General features: G+C 43.0%; 15 protein-coding genes. 14 read left to right on the top strand and 1 reads right to left on the bottom strand.

Annotated features, from left to right (window positions below; genetic code table 11):
* The 7 genes from G8782_RS04800 to pyrE are packed head-to-tail and all read left to right on the top strand — an operon-like array spanning position 1 to position 8,586.
* Positions 1-1,278: a dihydroorotase gene (locus G8782_RS04800; protein ID WP_172369749.1), complete on the top strand. Its 1,278-nt coding sequence runs from the start codon at positions 1-3 to the stop codon at positions 1,276-1,278.
* The gene (locus tag G8782_RS04795; protein ID WP_172369748.1) at positions 1,278-2,378 is read left to right on the top strand and encodes a carbamoyl phosphate synthase small subunit; all 1,101 of its coding nucleotides are present in this window, start codon (positions 1,278-1,280) and stop codon (positions 2,376-2,378) included. The genes G8782_RS04800 and G8782_RS04795 overlap by 1 nt, the downstream gene beginning before the upstream one ends.
* Positions 2,371-5,568: a carbamoyl-phosphate synthase large subunit gene (gene carB, locus G8782_RS04790; RefSeq protein ID WP_172369747.1), complete on the top strand. Its 3,198-nt coding sequence runs from the start codon at positions 2,371-2,373 to the stop codon at positions 5,566-5,568. Before G8782_RS04795 ends, carB begins: the two co-directional genes overlap by 8 nt.
* On the top strand, positions 5,565-6,341 hold the full coding sequence (locus G8782_RS04785) for a dihydroorotate dehydrogenase electron transfer subunit (protein ID WP_172369746.1): 777 nt from the start codon (positions 5,565-5,567) through the stop codon (positions 6,339-6,341). The genes carB and G8782_RS04785 overlap by 4 nt, the downstream gene beginning before the upstream one ends.
* Positions 6,338-7,252 (top strand): dihydroorotate dehydrogenase, encoded by a 915-nt coding sequence (locus tag G8782_RS04780; protein WP_172369745.1) that lies wholly within the window; start codon positions 6,338-6,340, stop codon positions 7,250-7,252. The genes G8782_RS04785 and G8782_RS04780 overlap by 4 nt, the downstream gene beginning before the upstream one ends.
* Positions 7,249-7,959 (top strand): orotidine-5'-phosphate decarboxylase, encoded by a 711-nt coding sequence (pyrF, locus tag G8782_RS04775; RefSeq protein ID WP_172369744.1) that lies wholly within the window; start codon positions 7,249-7,251, stop codon positions 7,957-7,959. Before G8782_RS04780 ends, pyrF begins: the two co-directional genes overlap by 4 nt.
* Positions 7,960-8,586: an orotate phosphoribosyltransferase gene (gene pyrE / locus G8782_RS04770; protein WP_172369743.1), complete on the top strand. Its 627-nt coding sequence runs from the start codon at positions 7,960-7,962 to the stop codon at positions 8,584-8,586.
* 321 nt (positions 8,587-8,907) lie between these two features.
* Here pyrE and G8782_RS04765 read toward each other — a convergent pair whose 3' ends face one another.
* Positions 8,908-10,599, bottom strand: coding sequence for an Rqc2 family fibronectin-binding protein (locus tag G8782_RS04765; RefSeq protein ID WP_172369742.1), 1,692 nt, complete (start codon positions 10,597-10,599; stop codon positions 8,908-8,910).
* A gap of 164 nt (positions 10,600-10,763) precedes the next feature.
* Between G8782_RS04765 and gmk the strand changes: the two genes are divergently transcribed.
* The 7 genes from gmk (at position 10,764) to rsmB (ending at position 18,156) form a co-directional block, all read left to right on the top strand.
* Positions 10,764-11,384 (top strand): guanylate kinase, encoded by a 621-nt coding sequence (gene gmk, locus G8782_RS04760; RefSeq protein WP_172369741.1) that lies wholly within the window; start codon positions 10,764-10,766, stop codon positions 11,382-11,384.
* Positions 11,385-11,609: a DNA-directed RNA polymerase subunit omega gene (rpoZ, locus tag G8782_RS04755; RefSeq protein ID WP_172369740.1), complete on the top strand. Its 225-nt coding sequence runs from the start codon at positions 11,385-11,387 to the stop codon at positions 11,607-11,609.
* Between the two features lie 89 nt (positions 11,610-11,698).
* Positions 11,699-12,916: a bifunctional phosphopantothenoylcysteine decarboxylase/phosphopantothenate--cysteine ligase CoaBC gene (gene coaBC / locus G8782_RS04750; protein WP_172369739.1), complete on the top strand. Its 1,218-nt coding sequence runs from the start codon at positions 11,699-11,701 to the stop codon at positions 12,914-12,916.
* Positions 12,906-15,317, top strand: a complete 2,412-nt coding sequence (gene priA, locus G8782_RS04745; protein ID WP_172369738.1) for a primosomal protein N' — start codon at positions 12,906-12,908, stop codon at positions 15,315-15,317. Before coaBC ends, priA begins: the two co-directional genes overlap by 11 nt.
* Before the next feature lie 24 nt (positions 15,318-15,341).
* Positions 15,342-15,860 (top strand): peptide deformylase, encoded by a 519-nt coding sequence (gene def, locus G8782_RS04740; RefSeq protein WP_172369737.1) that lies wholly within the window; start codon positions 15,342-15,344, stop codon positions 15,858-15,860.
* Complete coding sequence (gene fmt, locus G8782_RS04735) at positions 15,857-16,798, top strand: methionyl-tRNA formyltransferase (RefSeq protein WP_172369736.1); 942 nt, start codon at positions 15,857-15,859, stop codon at positions 16,796-16,798. Before def ends, fmt begins: the two co-directional genes overlap by 4 nt.
* Positions 16,795-18,156 (top strand): 16S rRNA (cytosine(967)-C(5))-methyltransferase RsmB, encoded by a 1,362-nt coding sequence (gene rsmB / locus G8782_RS04730; protein WP_172369735.1) that lies wholly within the window; start codon positions 16,795-16,797, stop codon positions 18,154-18,156. Before fmt ends, rsmB begins: the two co-directional genes overlap by 4 nt.
* Positions 18,157-18,165 lie beyond the last annotated feature (9 nt).

Raw genomic sequence — 18,165 nt, 5'->3', positions numbered from 1 at the left:
ATGGGAAAACTAATTCAAGATGTACAACTACTAAACGCTGACGGGGAAATGATTACGAGAGATGTAAGAATAACAGGCGACAAAGTATCGGAAATCGGCAAGCAACTGGAAGTCGGGAATTCGCAAGTCATTGACGGAAAAGGCCTTTTTCTTTCACCAGGGTTTGTCGATGTTCATGTCCATTTGCGCGAACCGGGCGGTGAACATAAAGAAACGATCAAAAGTGGAACGCTAGCTGCGGCAAAAGGCGGATATACAACAATCTGCCCGATGCCAAATACAAGACCTGTGCCGGATACGATAGAAAACCTGACACTCGTAAATAACCTTATAGAAGAAAATGCGCTCATTCGAGTTCTCCCATATGCATCCATTACGATTCGCGAGGCAGGAAAAGAACGGACAAATCTGTCGGAATTAAAAGAACACGGTGCATTCGCATTTACAGATGACGGGGTAGGGGTTCAACAAGCGGGGATGATGTATGAAGCCATGCAAGATGCGGCGAAAATCGGGATGGCAATTGTTGCACACTGCGAAGACAATACGCTGATTTACGGCGGAGCGTTGCACGAAGGAAAACGTAATAAGGAGCTTGGCCTTCCCGGAATTCCGTCTATTGCAGAATCCGTTCATATTGCACGCGATGTCTTGCTCGCAGAAGCTGCGGGCGCGCATTATCATGTTTGCCATGTAAGCACGAAGGAATCTGTCAGAGTAATTCGCGACGCAAAAAAAGCGGGCATTCATGTTACCGCGGAAGTGAGTCCTCACCATCTTCTGTTATCGGAAAATGATATTCCGGGGGATGACGCAGATTGGAAAATGAATCCGCCGCTGCGCGGAGACGATGACTTACAAGCACTTCGTGAAGGGTTACTAGACGGAACGCTAGACGTTATTGCAACGGATCATGCACCGCATACGGCAGAAGAAAAAGCAGCAGGCACGAAAACAGCGCCATTCGGAATTACAGGGTTGGAAACAGCATTTCCATTGCTTTATACAAACTTTGTGAAAAAAGGTACTTGGACACTTCAGCAACTGGTGAATTGGATGACGAAAAAACCTTCTGAAATCTTTGACTTGCCATACGGCAAACTTGAAGTTGGAGCGACAGCGGATCTAGTTCTGATCGATTTGAATAAAGAACAAGCGATTGACCGAGAAACCTTCGTGTCAAAAGGAAAAAATACGCCATTTGACGGGTGGGTATGCGCTGGTTGGCCTGTAACAACAATTTTCGAAGGAAATGTCGTTTGGGAGGATGGAAAATAATGAAGAAAAGAATGCTCATTTTGGAAGACGGCACGACTTTTATTGGAAAAGCTTTTGGTTCAGACGAAGCTTCAATAGGAGAAACAGTTTTCACGACGGGGATGACCGGGTACCAAGAAGTTATTTCAAATCCATCCAATTGCGGGCAAATGATTGTCATGACGTATCCGCTTATTGGAAATTACGGCATAAATCGCGATGATTTCGAATCGATCGAACCAGCGATGAATGGACTTATCATCCGAGAACTTGCCGACGAGCCATCGAACTTCAGAAGTGATATGTCTTTGGACCGATTGCTGACTTTGAAAGGAATTCCGGGAATTCAAGGCATCGATACACGGAAATTAACGCGAATTCTGAGAGAGAAAGGTCCGTTAAAAGGAACCCTGACGGCAGCCGGTGAAGAAGTTGATAGCAAAAAAGAAATTGAGCGCGTAAAAGCTTATAAACTTCCGACAAATCTCGTTTCCCTTGTATCAACAAAACGACCGTATCCAAGTCCAGGGCGCGGTGAACGTGTTGTCGTCATCGATTACGGCATGAAGCATGGTATTTTAAGAGAATTGAACAAACGCGGCTGCGACGTTATCGTAGTTCCGTATAATTCATCTTCATTGGATGTTCAGTCATTGTACCCGGATGGAATAGTATTAACGAATGGCCCTGGGAACCCAGAAGACGTTGAAGGCGCAGTAGATACAATAAAAGATCTGCTAGGAAAAGCACCAATCTTCGGCATCGGACTAGGTCACCAATTACTGGCGCTTGCCTCCGGAGCTAGTGTGGTTAAATTGAAAAATGGCCATAGAGGCGGCAATTATCCGGTAAAGGATTTGCAAACGGGACGTACTGAACTGACTGCCCAAAGTCACGGCTATGCAGTTGATGAGGCGACGTTGGAAGGTACTGGCCTCCGTATAACGCATAAAGCGCTCAACGACGATTCAATCGAAGGTTTGGAAAGTGCCAATCATGCAGCATTCTCAGTCCAATTTTATCCAGAAGCTTCACCGGGGCCAGAAGATGCCAATCATGTGTTTGATCGTTTTACTCAATTAATGAAAACGAATAACCGAAAGGAGCAATCCAATGCCTAAACGAAACGATATCGAAACGATTTTAGTAATAGGTTCCGGCCCGATTGTTATTGGTCAGGCGGCTGAATTTGACTATGCAGGTACGCAAGCTTGCCTATCTTTAAAAGAAGAAGGTTATCGAGTGATTTTAATTAACTCGAACCCTGCAACCATCATGACAGACACAGAAATTGCTGACAAAGTCTATATCGAACCGATCACGCTTGAATTCGTCAGTCGAATCATTCGGAAAGAACGTCCAGATGCGCTGCTTGCAACGTTAGGCGGTCAAACAGGACTGAATATGGCAATTGAGCTTCATGATTCGGGAATTTTGGATGAGTTAAATATTGAAATTCTGGGAACGAAATTAGATGCCATTCACCAAGCGGAGGATCGCGATTTATTCCGAACGTTGATGAATGAACTTGGTGAACCCGTACCAGAAAGTGATATCATCCACAACCTGGAAGAGGCGTTCGCATTTGTTGAACGAATCGGTTATCCGGTTATTGTAAGACCTGCCTTTACACTTGGAGGCACGGGAGGCGGAATTTGCGAGAATGACGAAGAACTGACTGAAATTGTTGCAAATGGACTGAAAGCGAGCCCGGTCACGCAATGTCTCCTTGAAAAATCGATTGCCGGTTATAAGGAAATTGAATATGAAGTGATGCGCGACTCAGCGGATAATGCGATTGTCGTTTGTAATATGGAGAACATTGACGCGGTCGGGATTCATACCGGCGATTCAATCGTTACAGCGCCTTGTCAAACGTTAACAGATCGCGAAAATCAAATGCTGCGTAATGTTTCTTTGAAAATCATTCGCGAATTAGGAATTGAAGGCGGTTGTAACGTCCAACTTGCGCTCGATCCGCATAGTTTTAACTACTATATTATCGAAGTGAATCCGCGTGTTAGTCGTTCTTCGGCATTGGCTTCCAAAGCGACTGGTTATCCGATCGCAAAATTGGCAGCGAAAATTGCGGTAGGCCTGACGCTAGATGAAATGATGAACCCGGTGACTGGAACAACATATGCTTGTTTTGAACCGACACTTGATTATGTCGTGACAAAAATTCCGCGTTGGCCTTTTGATAAATTTGAATCTGCCAAACGAAATCTTGGTACGCAAATGAAAGCTACAGGAGAAGTCATGGCGATCGGGCGGACTTTTGAAGAGTCGATCTTGAAAGCTGTTCGTTCACTAGAAATCGGTCAATTTGACTTAGCGCTAAAAGATGGCTCGACAAAGACCGATAAATGGATTGAAAAAAGAATACGCCGTGCAGGCGACGAGCGACTATTTTTTATCGGCGAAGCCTTACGTAGAGGAATTACAGTTGAAACGCTTCATGAGTGGAGTATGATTGATAAATTTTTCCTGCGTAAATTCGAAAACATTATTAAGTATGAAGAAGTCGTTGAAGCAAATCCATTCGATCAAGAAACATTATACGACGCGAAACGAATGGGCTTTTCGGATGTTGCGATTGCAAAACTATGGAAAACGAAAGAAGTCAAAATATATAACTTGCGTAAAGAACTCGGCATTGTTCCGGTTTATAAAAAAGTCGATACATGCGCAGGGGAATATGAGTCAGATACGCCTTATTTTTATGGAACTTATGAAGATGAGAATGAATCGAATCGAACTGATAAAAAGAGTGTCATCGTATTAGGTTCTGGACCGATACGAATCGGTCAAGGCGTCGAATTCGATTATGCGACGGTCCACTCAGTTTGGGCTATCCAAGAATCAGGTTATGAAGCGATTATTATTAATAATAATCCAGAGACAGTTTCAACGGATTTCTCAATCTCCGACAAACTTTATTTTGAACCGCTAACGTTGGAAGATGTTATGAATATTGTCGATTTAGAACAACCAGAAGGCGTCATCGTGCAATTCGGCGGACAAACCGCTATCAATCTCGCTGACGGACTTGAGGCACGCGGAGTGAAAATCTTAGGAACTTCGCTCGAAGATACGGACCGAGCAGAAAATCGAAATAAATTCGAAAGTGCGCTCCGAGAAATCAGTATTCCGCAACCGCTTGGAAAGACAGCAGTTTCTGTTCCAGAAGCAATTGCAATCGCCGATGAAATCGGATATCCCGTCTTAGTAAGGCCTTCTTACGTACTTGGCGGACGTGCGATGGAAATCGTATACGCGGAAAAAGAGTTAATTTATTACATGGAACATGCGGTTGAAGCAAGTCCAGAACAGCCCGTTTTGATCGACAGATATTTAACGGGGACTGAAATTGAAGTGGATGCAATCAGCGACGGGGAAAACGTCCTTATCCCGGGAATCATGGAACATATCGAAAGAGCCGGAGTTCACTCTGGAGATTCAATCGCCGTGTTCCCGCCGCAAAATTTATCCAACAAATACGTGGAGACAATTACGGATTACACAACTAGACTTGCAAAAGGATTGAATATTATCGGGCTCCTTAACATCCAATACGTCATTTCTAAAGATGAAGTATATGTGATCGAAGTCAATCCGCGTTCAAGCCGTACAGTGCCGTTCTTGAGTAAAATCACGAATATCCCGATGGCGAATGTCGCAACGAAAGCAATCCTTGGACAATCAATAGTCGATCAAGACTATCCGACTGGACTCGCGGTAGCTCCTGAAGGGGTATATGTAAAAGTTCCGGTGTTTTCATTTGAAAAACTTGGACGTGTCGATATAACGCTTGGACCTGAAATGAAGTCTACAGGCGAGGTTATGGGGAAAGATGTAACGATTGAAAAGGCTTTATATAAAGGGCTAGTTGCCGCTGGAATGGAAATAAAAGAATACGGATCAGTCTTAATGACAGTATCCGATAAAGATAAAGAGGAAATCGTCGGAATCGCTAAAAGATTTACGAATATCGGCTACCGAATTCTTGCAACCGCTGGAACCGCAAATGTAATAAAAGATGCAGGAATTCGGGTAGAAATGGTCGACAAAATCGGTTCGGAAGGTCCGACGCTTCTCGATGTCATTCAACAAGGCGAAGCACAACTCGTTATTAATACACTGACAAAAGGAAAACAACCAGAACGTGATGGTTTTCAAATTCGCCGTCAAACAGTAGAGAACGGAATCCCTTGCTTCACATCGCTAGATACTGCGGATGCAATGCTTCGCGTCATTGAATCCATGACTTTCCAAACCGAAGAAATGATAAAACAAGAGGTGCGCGTATGATCATCCAAGACAAAATGATCGTGAAGTCTCAAAAAGAAATCGCGCATAATATTTTTGAGATGAAGCTTTCAGGAAAACTTGTTGGTGAAATTACGTCCCCGGGCCAATTTGTTCATATTCGTGTGAATGATTCTTATGAAATGTTGTTGCGCAGACCAATATCAATTGCGGCACTAGACACGGCTGCAAATGAAATTACAATTTTATATCGTGCGGAGGGGCAAGGGACCAAATCCCTGTCTACTAAACGGGAAGGCGATATCGTCGATGTTTTAGGTCCATTGGGAAATGGATTTCCGGTTGAGGAAACGGAGGCTGGTGAAACAGCCTTCCTGATAGGCGGCGGAATTGGCGTGCCGCCGCTTTATGAACTCTCAAAACAATTAACAGCAAAAGGTGTAACTTGTGTCCATATACTCGGTTTTCAATCGGAAGATGTTGTTTTTTACAAAGAAGAGTTTAACGCACTCGGAGAAACGCATATTATCACAGTTGACGGTACAGCTGGATCGCAAGGGTTTGTTACAAACGTTATGGAAAAGTTGGGAACTGACTTTTCTACTTATTACAGTTGCGGTCCAATGCCGATGCTAAACGCGGTTGAAAAAATGTATGAAGGCAAAAAAGGATTTCTTTCATTCGAACAACGCATGGGGTGCGGAGTTGGCGCCTGCTTTGCGTGTGTTTGCGAAACGACAGAAGGCTCAGAGAAAAACTATATTAAAGTTTGCTCCGACGGTCCGGTATTTCCAGCAGGGGTGGTGGCGATATGAACAGACTTTCAGTTGATTTACCAGGTTTACAGTTGAAAAACCCGATAATGCCAGCATCCGGTTGTTTTGGATTTGGGAAAGAGTACGGGAAGCTCTATGACTTATCTGTTTTAGGTGCAATCATGATCAAAGCGACGACACTTGAAACGAGGCTCGGAAATCCAACACCGCGCGTCGCCGAAACGTCTTCGGGCATGCTCAATGCGATTGGTCTTCAAAATCCAGGGTTGGAAGGCGTAATGGAAGGAGAACTGCCATGGTTGGAACAGTTTGATGTTCCAATAATCGCGAACGTCGCGGGAACAGAAACCGCGGATTATGTGGAGGTTGCCAAAGAGATTTCCACTGCGCCTAATGTTCATGCGCTCGAATTAAACATCTCTTGTCCAAATGTCAAAGAAGGCGGGATTACTTTTGGAACGGATCCGAAAATCGCGAAAGAATTGACGGCTGCGGTTAAAGCCGTTTCCAAAGTACCTGTTTATGTAAAATTATCACCGAACGTCACAGACATAAAAGAGATTGCAATAGCGGTCGAAGAAGGCGGTGCTGATGGAATTACGATGATTAATACGCTTCTCGGCATGCGACTCGATGAAAAAACTGGGAAACCGATTATCGCCAACAAAACCGGCGGATTATCAGGGCCGGCCATTAAGCCAGTCGCGATTAAAATGGTGCATGAAGTTAGCCAGGTTGTTAACATCCCCATTATCGGTATGGGCGGGGTAACAAATTCCCAGGATGTCATTGACTTTCTTTCAGCAGGCGCAAGTGCGGTTGCAGTCGGGACAGCGAACTTTGTAAATCCTTTCATCTGCCCGACAATCATTGAAGAATTACCTTTAAAACTAGACGAACTCGGTATTAATCACATTTCCGAATTAGTAGGAAGGAGCCACCGATTTTGAATAAATCGCCGATTATCGCGCTCGATTTTCATTCAGCAGAAGAAGCATTTAGATTTTTAAAACCATTTGATCAAAGCGTAAATGTGAAAGTGGGCATGCAACTTTATTATAAAGAAGGACCGGAAATTGTCGCGAGGTTAAAAGAAAAAGGCTATGGCATTTTTCTTGATTTAAAACTCCACGACATTCCGAACACGGTAAAATCAGCGATGGAGGTACTTGCGGGATTCGGTGTTGATCTTGTAAACGTTCATGCGGCCGGCGGCATTAGAATGATGGAAGCGGCATTGGAAGGACTTGATAAAGGAACAAAAGCGGGACTTCAACGCCCTTCACTCATTGGTGTCACCCAACTGACATCAACTGATGAACGACAAGTTCGTGAAGAACAATTAATAGGTGCTTCATTAGATCAATCGGTGTTGCACTATGCAAAATTGACACAGCAGGCAGGACTTGATGGCGTTGTCTGTTCAGTCCTAGAAGCGTCAGCAATTTCACAAACTTGCGGGCCGGATTTTTTCAAAGTGACACCGGGAATTCGTCTGTCAGACGGTGCGAAAAATGACCAGATTAGAATCGCCAGACCAGAAGAAGCAAGACTTTCCGGCTCAACGCATATCGTAGTCGGCCGTGCGATTACAGCGGCACAAAATCCATATGCAGCATACGAATTAATTACTTCACAGTGGGAAGGGCTGAAATAAATGGTCAAAAAAGAAATTGCAGAAATTTTATTGAATGCAGGCGCCGTTGAAATCAATCCCAATGAACCATTTACATGGGCATCCGGTATTGAATCCCCGATTTATTGCGACAACCGGCTAACGATGTCAGATCCGGCAGGACGTAGACAAATCGCTGAAGGGCTCGCTGATTTGATCCGTACGAATTACCCTGATACGACAATCATTGCCGGTACCGCAACAGCTGGAATTCCACACGCTGCATGGGTGGCGGACATTCTTGGTTTGCCGATGGTTTACGTCCGGTCATCTGCAAAAGGACACGGAAGAAGTCGTCAAATCGAGGGGAAAATCACCCGCGGCGCTAAAGCGATTATTGTCGAAGATTTAATATCGACAGGAGGAAGTAGCTTAAACGCTGCAGCTGGACTCCGCTCTGAAGATATCGAAGTTACGGGGATTGTTTCAATCTTTACATATGAATTGAAGAAAGCTGATGAAGCTTTTGAAGCCGAAAAATTAACATACGCAAGCTTAACGGATTTTGGTGCTTTAATCGAAGTGTCAAAAGAAAAAGGAGCAATTGATGAAAACTCAATCAGCAGCTTGCTGGATTGGCACGGGAAATTAAAAGAGGGAAGATTATAAACTAGTGGATGTGCGTCTGAGATTGTTCTCGGGCGCCCAAATTTGTCGTTCAGCGAGTGAATTCCTCTCCCCGCCGTTCGAACTCTGAGCTTCATCTTCTGAGCGTGTCGCCTAATGGTGAAAAAAGAGTAGCCGGCTCAATACGAGAATAAGCCTTGGGGCAACGAGCACAACCAGACCCGCACCGAGAGCAACCCGCAACGCACCGAGAATAAAAAACATAGTCGGCTCGATACGAAAATCTCATCTGGCCCGAATACCTCCATGCTATTTTAAAATCAAAAAACGCGAGCAGCTAATCCGCTGCTCACGTTTTTTCATTTACTTACGCAATTTTCGAACCAAATCTTCTTCTGGGGTTACAAAGAGTGTTTTTTGTTCAAAGTAGATAACAAACCCCGGTTTGGAACCGTTCGGCTTTTTAACATGCTTCACTTCAGTGTAATCGACAGGAACTGACGAAGAGTCACGTGCTTTACTGAAGTAGGCCGATAGCATGGCCGCTTCTAAAATTGTATTCTCGTCTGGTTGTTCGTCATGAATGACGACATGGGATCCAGGGATGTCTTTCGTATGGAGCCAAATGTGATTTCGCGCTGCTAGTTTAAATGTCAGATAGTCATTTTGTTTGTTATTTTTCCCTACGGAAATTGTTATCCCCAAAGATGATATATACGATTCCGGTTTTGGTTTTTTCGGTTTTCTGCGCTTTTTTACATTGCGCGCTTTCATTAATCCAAGTTCCGCCAATTCTTCACGTATTTCTGCGATGTCATCGGGGGATGCTTGAAGGACTTGCTGTTTCAGCATTTCAAAGTATTCAATGTCATCCGCTGCTTTTGTAAGCTGTTCGGAAATCATGACTAAAGCATTTTTCGCTTTCGAATACCTGGTGAAAAATCGTTGCGCATTTTCAATTGCTGTTCGTCGTGGATCCAACGGAATCGTAATTGTTGTTCCTTGTTCATAATAATTATCGACGACCGCCTCGGATGCGCCTCTTTTAATCGCATGACTATTCGCCGTTAATAGTTCGCCGTACAATTGAAACGTATCAAGTTTACTTGCTGATTCTTGTTCTTTTTGCAGCTTCTTGATTTTGGACTTCAATTTAGCAATTTCATTATCTAGCCAACGTTCCAAGTCAGCAGCTTGCGATTTCACTCGCTCCCGGTCCGCTCGTTCAAAATAAACTTTATCGAGTAACTCGCTGACTGTTTTAAATTCAGCTAACAATTTGTCGGCATGTGTCAGGGACGTCGCTGAAAAAACAGTTCGATTGCCTTTTTCAGAAATATTCGGGTATGCTTGTTCGCCATTAAACGATGACAGAAAATCTTTTAATATCGAAAAACCATCAGAAGTTGCGCCGTTTTTTACCCGGAATAATAACTCATCTCCGTTAATCGGTGAAAACCCAGAAAAAACTCGGACAAAATCACGACCTGTTTCCACCTCAGGAAGCAAATCAATAAATTGTTGTTCAGTTATTTCAAAAGGATTAAGTTTATCTTGCGGCGGTGCTGGTATATAACGTTGCCCTGGTAATATTGTACGATAACTGTTAACTGAAGGGGGCAGATGTTTTATACTATCAATAATTAGTTCGCGATCAGGATCAATAAGAATTAAATTACTATGTCTCCCCATAATTTCAACATACATTTTTCGGCGAATATCGTCCCCGATTTCATTTTTCGCTTGAATATCAAATGAAATTATTCTATCTGTTCCATATTGCTCGATCGAAGAAATAAAACCGCCTTCAAGATGTTTTCGCATGACCATGCAAAACATAGGAGGTTCCGGAGGATTCGTAATCGCTTCATCGGTCAATTGAATTCGAGAATAGGACGGATGAACAGAAATAAGCAGACGATGATTTTGACCGCCTGACCGAATAAGAAAAACGAGCTCTTGAGCGTTCGGTTGATGTATTCTGGAGATACGTCCCCCTTTTAAAACTTGCAGTTCTTTTACCATTGCTGTGGTGAATAAACCATCAAATGCCATAACGATTCCTCTTTCATTACATTTTGCTCCATTTTAGCACTCTATCGTGCATTTATGCTATAATATGAACAAGTTGTTTTCATTAAATAGATTGCAGTTTATTTTTGAAATAAATTTGATCTAACTAAAAATTGACAAGTATACCAAACAAAAAGAGGGATTAAATGTACAAAAAACGGGGACTTCTAATCGTTCTGTCCGGACCATCCGGTGTTGGTAAAGGAACGGTGAGAAAAGAACTATTTACACAACCGAATACGAACTACGAGTATTCTGTCTCAATGACTACGAGGAGCCCGCGCGAAGGCGAAGTAGATGGCGAAGACTATTTTTTTAAAACACGTGAAGAATTCGAGGCGCTCATTGACCAAGGAAAACTTCTTGAGTACGCTGAGTATGTAGGAAATTATTACGGCACGCCGTTAGATTACGTCAATGCGACACTCGATGCCGGACGAGACGTTTTTCTGGAAATCGAAGTTGTTGGCGCTGCACAAGTTCGCGAACTCGTTCCGGACGGGCTGTTTATATTCTTGGCTCCGCCAAGTTTGTCCGCACTTGAAACTCGACTTATTGGCAGAGGCACAGAAACCGAAGATGTCATTAAGTCAAGAGTATTGAAAGCTCGAGAAGAACTCGAGTTGATGAATCTGTACGACTATGTGGTCGAAAACGATGAGGTTCAAAATGCATGTGAACGAATTAACGCTATCGTAACAGCTGAACATTGTCGCAGAGAACGCGTTGAAAAAATATACATCCAGATGTTGGAAGGGGATTGCTAAATGTTATATCCATCGGTCGATTCAATGAAAGCGAAAATTGATTCAAAATACATCCTTGTTACACTTGCTTCTAAACGTGCACGTGAAATCCAAGAAGTAGGAAACAAGCTGCTCCCATCTTATAAAGCTAAAAAAGATGTCGGTAGAGCTTTAGAAGAAATCGTAGCAGGTGTTTTGACAAAAACTACACAAGACGAATCGATTATTTACGAAGACGAAATTTAAATAAACAAAATAAAAATAGTGATGACATCGTACTCCCTAAGAAATTTGTTTTTCTTTGGGAGTTTGTCATTTTAGAAAGGAAGAGTTTAGTGTTAGCAAATAAAAAAATTCTTATTTGCGTAACTGGTGGCATTGCGGTTTATAAAGCCGTTGCACTCGTTAGCAAGTTATCCCAAGCGGGAGCAGATGTGAAGGTTGTTATGACAAAATCAGCTATGGAGTTTGTCACGCCACTAACTTTTCAGGCAATGTCAAGAAATGACGTTTATTTTGACACGTTTGATGAAAAAGATTCTCGTGTGATTGCACATATCGACTTAGCCGATTGGGCAGATTTGGTCATCGTTGCACCGGCTACTGCGAATGTTATCGGGAAAGTAGCGAATGGGATTTCTGATGATATGGTGACGACGGTGCTTTTAGCAACGACTGCTGAAGTTTGGTTCGCACCGGCAATGAATGTCAATATGTATGAAAAGCGATCGGTTATCCGGAACATTGACACGCTTGCTAAAGATGGATACCGGTTTATAGAACCGTCAGAAGGCTTTTTAGCTTGTGGATATGTCGGAAAAGGACGCCTTGAAGAACCGGAGAAAATTGTCAAGCTAGTTCAAGAGAATTTTGTCCCTAAAAATCTGCCACTGACAGGGAAGAAAGTGGTTATAACAGCCGGACCGACACGTGAAAGAATCGATCCTGTCCGCTACGTGTCAAACTTTTCGAGCGGAAAAATGGGCTATGCGATGGCAGAAGCCGCTACTAAACTGGGTGCTAAAACAATACTCGTCTCTGGCCCCGTCTCGCTAAATCCACCGTCTGGCGTACAAGTGATTCATGTTGAAAGCGCGGCTGAAATGTTCGAAGCGGTAAGCAGAAATTATGATGACGCGGAAATTGTTATCAAAGCAGCCGCGGTCGCTGATTATCGCCCAGCTGAAATTCATCCGCAGAAAATAAAAAAGTCGGATAGCGATTCGGTCATTAATCTAGAGCGAACAACTGATATATTGAAAACGCTTGGGGAACGAAAACAGCAACAAATTCTGGTGGGCTTTGCAGCTGAAACCGAAAATGTCATTGAAAATGGCATGGGTAAGTTGGAAAGGAAAAATCTGGATTTCATTATTATAAATGATGTAACGGATCCTGATGGCGGCTTTGGGAATGACACGAATGTCGTAACGTTATTATCAAAAAATGGGACAAATAAGTTATATCCCGCGATGCCGAAAAATGATCTTGCAACTCTTTTACTAGAGGCGATCATTGAAGAGGTAAAGGTCGGCAATTCGCATGATCGCTGAAGTCATTGTTGATGTTGCGGCATATCCGATTGATAGGCCATTTGATTACATAGTTCCTGAACCATTGACGTCAATCATTGAACCAGGTGCACGAGTTAAAGTTCCTTTCGGGCCAAGAAAAGTCATTGGCTATATCACAAAGTTGAAAGATGAAAGTGATTTAGAAGAAAGTAAATTAAGGCCAATCCATGAGTTGGTCGATTTAGAACCCGTATTAACGAATGAATTACTAGATCTCTCCAAGTGGTTGGCGGTTCAAACTTTGTCATATGAAATTGATGCGATGCAAGTGATGTTGCCAGCTGCAATGCGCGCGAAATATGAAAAATTTATTATCGTAAATGAACCTGAAAAAATCGATGATATAGAATTCAGCTTGTTTTTAGCTGGTAGAAATCGCGTTCCGATGAAAGAAGCAGAATCACGCAACTTGCTTGGAGTGTTGAAAAACCTAGTAAAAGACGGAATCGTTACCGTCGATACAACAGTCAGTCAACAAACAGCTATGAAAAAAGTTCGGATGATTCAAATCGTAGAGGAAATCGAACTGCAGCGCATTAAAGAATCCTTGCATCCAAATGCGAAACGCCAAATCGAATTGGTGAATTGGATGCTTGAAAATGCCGGGAAAACAGTTCCTGCGAAAACAATCACTGATGCATTAGGGATACAGAGCACCGTTATTAAAGCGCTTGTTGACCGAGGTGCGGCGCATGAGAGTTACGAAGAAGTATACCGAGAACCTGAAGCATCGGGACTTAAAGATGTGCCAATTCCAGTACATTTAACAAATGAGCAAGAAGTTGCCCTGAACAGTATTTTGAGTTCAGTAGAAAATGAGAAGCCGGAGACGTTTTTATTGCACGGTGTCACGGGAAGCGGAAAGACAGAAGTCTATTTGCGTGCAATTCAACAAGTTTTGGAGAGAGGAAAAGAAGCAATTGTTCTCGTACCGGAAATCTCCTTAACGCCGCAAATGACTGCTCGATTCAAGGCGCGTTTCGGCCCGCTTGTGGCGGTGATGCATAGTGCGCTCTCTTCTGGTGAAAAGTATGATGAATGGCGAAAAATCCGGCGAGGCGAAGTGAAAGTGGTCGTTGGAGCGAGGTCAGCTATTTTCGCGCCATTTGAAAATGTAGGTATTATTATTTTGGATGAAGAGCATGAAGGCACTTATAAACAGGAAGATAACCCCAGATACCATGCCAGAGAAGTTGCGATTAAAAGGGCTGAATATTATAATTGCCCAGTTATTCTCGGAAGTGCCACTCCATCGCTCGAATCATACGCACGTGCTACCAAAGGAGTCTATACATTACTCACTTTAATGAATAGGGCGAAAAACCAGGCGCTTCCGGAAGTGGCTATTGTTGATATGCGAAATGAATTAAAATCGGGAAATCGCTCAATGTTTTCAGTTGCACTTGCCGAAGCGATTCGAAAACGATTAGAAGCTGGGGAACAAAGTATCTTATTTCTAAACCGCCGGGGATTTTCTTCTTTCGTATTATGCAGGGACTGCGGAACAACAGTAGAATGTCCTAATTGCGATATATCTTTAACGTATCATCGTGCAAACGAGCGTTTAAAATGTCATTATTGCGGTCATGAAGAGCGGGTTCCCTTGATTTGTCCAGAGTGCGAAAGTGAACATATTCGTTTTTTTGGAACAGGCACGCAAAAAGTAGAAGAGGAAATAGCGAATCTCTTTCCAGAAGCTCGTGTAATAAGAATGGATGTGGACACGACAAGGCGAAAAGGATCCCATGAACGGTTGCTTCGTCAATTTAGTGAAGGGAAAGCAGATATTTTACTGGGAACCCAAATGATTGCCAAAGGGTTAGACTTTCCAAACATTACACTGGTCGGCGTTCTTGCAGCGGATACGACGCTTCACTTGGCAGATTTTCGCGCAGCTGAAAAGACTTTTCAGTTGATGACTCAAGTAAGCGGCCGTGCAGGCAGACATGAGTTGCCCGGCGAGGTATATATCCAAACGTATTCTCCGGAACACTATGCAATTGAGTTAGCAAAAGAGCATCATTACGAACCTTTTTATAATTTGGAAATGGCTGCGCGCAGACAATTTGGCTATCCGCCATTTTATTTCGTGACGCTTGTCCAATTTACACATGAAGATGTCTTGAAAGTTGCCGATTACGCGAGTCGAGCTTCAACCTTTTTGCAGTCGAATTTGTCGCCTGATACAGTTATTATCGGTCCGACCGCTGCTGCGATTAGTCGAGTGAACAATAGATATCGATACCAATGTTTGTTAAAATACAAAAAAGAGCCCAAGCTAACCGAAACGTTACAACAACTGATCAGATTATATCGTACGGATTGGATTAAAGCTGGGCTTACAATGAGCGTAGATGTAGATCCAGTATCTATTTTCTAACCAGAATGAAAAGAGGAACCTAAGTTGGCAATAAAAGAAATTGTGGAGCATCCATCTCCCATCTTGTTAAAAAAATGCAAGGAAGTTGTGAAGTTTGATGAAAAACTTGCCAAACTTCTTGATGATATGTATGAAACAATGAAAGAAGTCGATGGTGTCGGTCTTGCCGCACCGCAAATAGGCGAAGCAATCCAGGTTGCGATCGTAGAAGTAGATGAAGAACAAGATGTCATCGAACTTATTAACCCTGTTGTGACTGCAATCGGAGGGTCTGAAATAGAAATTGAAGGATGTCTGAGTTTCCCAGGATTGTACGGTGAAGTAGAACGTCCTTTTTATGTAAAAGTTGAAGCGCAGGAGAGAGACGGCTCACTTTACGAAATCGAAGCAGAGGGGTATGAAGCTCGTGCGATCCTTCATGAAATTGATCACTTGAACGGTGTTTTATTTGATTCGAAAATCATTCGTGTTGTTGATCTTGAAGAACTCGAGGCGCTTGAAGAAGAGGAGATTGAAATGAGCAGGGAAGGTGAACAAGTTTGACTTCAATTATTTTCATGGGGACGCCCGATTTTTCAGTGCCGATTTTATCGATGCTTCGGGAAGAAGGGTATGATGTCGTAGCGGTCGTCACGCAACCGGACAGACCTGTTGGAAGAAAGCGAGTTCTAACGCCGCCGCCGGTGAAAGTAGAAGCCGAAAAGCTAGGAATACGCGTCATCCAACCTGAGAAGTTATCAGGTTCGGCCGAACTCGATGAAATTATTTCCTTGAATGCGGACCTTATTATTACAGCGGCATTTGGTCAACTTCTTCCAAAAGAATTGCTCGATGCGCCGAGGCTCGGATGCATTAACGTCCACGCGTCGTTACTGCCGAAATATCGGGGCGGCGCGCCAATTCATAAAGCCATTATGGAAGGTGAAACGGAAACCGGCGTCACGATTATGTATATGGTCGAAAAGTTGGACGCGGGCGATATTATTTCACAAGTCACTGTGCCGATCAATGATACTGATGATACCGGTACATTATTCAACGTATTGTCAGAAGCGGGTGTAGAGCTACTGAAAAATACACTTCCTTCGATTCTAAATGAAACAAATGAACGAATTGTTCAAGATGAATCTCTTGTGACATTTGCGCGTAACATTTCAAGAGAAGAGGAACGCATCGATTGGACAAAGAGCGGTAAAGAAATTTACGATAAAATCCGCGGTCTGCATCCGTGGCCAGTCGCTTATTCTGTATTTCAAGACGCCAATGTGAAAATTTGGTGGGGTGAAAAAGTAGAAACTTCGTCTGATGCTGAACCTGGAACGATTATCGATATAGAAACTGACCGTATTATTGTGAAAACCGGTGATAATACCGGAGTAGCAATTACCGATATCCAACCAGCAGGAAGAAAAAGAATGCCTACTGAAGTATTCATCCGTGGAATCGGTGCGGCATGGAATAAAGGAGATCGGTTTGAATGACCAAGCCAACTAAAAAAATATGGAACGGAAATGTGCGAGACGCAGCCCTTTCCATATTGATGGAGATAAATAATAACCAAGCTTATAGCAACCTTTTACTTCATCGAACGATAAAGAAATATAATATCGAAGCAAAAGATCGCGCCCTATTAACTGAATTGACCTATGGGACGCTTCAACATCGGATGACACTTGATTATTATTTAGAACCTTTCGTTCGCGGGAAACTTGATGGTTGGGTACGAGAGCTTCTAAGAATGTCATTATATCAAATTGTTTATTTGACGAAAATACCGCCTCATGCTGTCGTTCATGAAGCAGTTGAAATTGCTAAAAGACGCGGCCATAAACGGATTGCGCCGACCGTTAACGGGATTTTACGTTCTGTTCTACGTAAAGGCGTTCGGTCACTTGATGACCTTGAAGATGGTGCTGCTAAGATTGCCATTGAAACGAGTCATCCGAAATGGCTAATCGAGCGATGGATTGACATGTACGGTGAAGAAGATGCCGTAGCGATGGCGCATGAAAATAATAATCCGGCTTCTGTAACAATGAGAGTCAACACCAAAAAGACGACTGTTGATGAAGCAATCGCAGCACTTAAATCTGAGGGAATTGAAGTTCGGCGCGGGGAAGTCGTCCCTGAAAGCCTAATTAGTGAATCAGGAAATCCCAGTAACACAGATAGCTTCAAAAAAGGACTCATTACCATCCAAGATGAAAGTTCAATGTTACCGGTTAATGCGCTTAATGTTGAACCAGGTATGACAGTCCTTGATATGTGTGCGGCACCGGGCGGGAAAACAACCCATATTGCAGAAAAGATGAACGATGAAGGCGAAGTTTATGCTCATGATATTCACGAGCATAAAATGAAACTGATTAAGTCGAATGCAGAAAGACTCGGTCTCAATTCGATTATTCCAAAAAGCGGCGATAGTCGGAAGTTAGTCGAATTGTATGGAGAATCGTCGTTTGATCGGATTCTCCTTGATGCACCGTGTAGCGGGTTTGGCGTTATTCGAAGAAAACCTGAAATAAAATATGTGAAAAATGAAATGGATATAAAAGGTTTATTAGCCGTGCAATCAGAACTATTGGATACTGCAGAAAAACTTCTCAAACCAAATGGTATAATCGTGTACAGTACGTGTACAGTAGAATATGAAGAAAATCGGGGTATGGTTGAAAGGTTTTTAGAAAGACATAAAAACATTGAATTGATTCCGCACGCGAATTTACAGGAGAATGAAAAATTGTCGATTGAAAATGATACGCTTCAAGTTCTTCCTCAACACTTTGGCGGAGACGGTTTTTTCGTCGCGGCGTTTAGAAAAAAGATTATTAACAATTAAAGCAGACAA

The sequence above is a fragment of the Sporosarcina jiandibaonis genome (genome assembly GCF_013184495.1).
GTDB lineage: Bacteria > Bacillota > Bacilli > Bacillales_A > Planococcaceae > Sporosarcina > Sporosarcina jiandibaonis.
The sequence above is the reverse complement of the archived record's forward strand: the minus strand, read 5'-3'. Positions and strand labels throughout refer to the sequence as shown.

What these genes read in the sequence shown, in the direction of transcription:
- G8782_RS04800 (WP_172369749.1), top strand. Translation starts at nt 1, where the DNA reads ATGGGAAAACTAATTCAAGATGTACAACTACTAAACGCTGACGGGGAA.
- pyrE (WP_172369743.1), top strand. Translation starts at nt 7,960, where the DNA reads ATGGTCAAAAAAGAAATTGCAGAAATTTTATTGAATGCAGGCGCCGTT.
- rsmB (WP_172369735.1), top strand. Translation starts at nt 16,795, where the DNA reads ATGACCAAGCCAACTAAAAAAATATGGAACGGAAATGTGCGAGACGCA.
- G8782_RS04785 (WP_172369746.1), top strand. Translation starts at nt 5,565, where the DNA reads ATGATCATCCAAGACAAAATGATCGTGAAGTCTCAAAAAGAAATCGCG.
- priA (WP_172369738.1), top strand. Translation starts at nt 12,906, where the DNA reads ATGATCGCTGAAGTCATTGTTGATGTTGCGGCATATCCGATTGATAGG.
- carB (WP_172369747.1), top strand. Translation starts at nt 2,371, where the DNA reads ATGCCTAAACGAAACGATATCGAAACGATTTTAGTAATAGGTTCCGGC.
- gmk (WP_172369741.1), top strand. Translation starts at nt 10,764, where the DNA reads ATGTACAAAAAACGGGGACTTCTAATCGTTCTGTCCGGACCATCCGGT.
- G8782_RS04765 (WP_172369742.1), bottom strand. Translation starts at nt 10,599, where the DNA reads ATGGCATTTGATGGTTTATTCACCACAGCAATGGTAAAAGAACTGCAA.
- G8782_RS04780 (WP_172369745.1), top strand. Translation starts at nt 6,338, where the DNA reads ATGAACAGACTTTCAGTTGATTTACCAGGTTTACAGTTGAAAAACCCG.
- rpoZ (WP_172369740.1), top strand. Translation starts at nt 11,385, where the DNA reads ATGTTATATCCATCGGTCGATTCAATGAAAGCGAAAATTGATTCAAAA.
- G8782_RS04795 (WP_172369748.1), top strand. Translation starts at nt 1,278, where the DNA reads ATGAAGAAAAGAATGCTCATTTTGGAAGACGGCACGACTTTTATTGGA.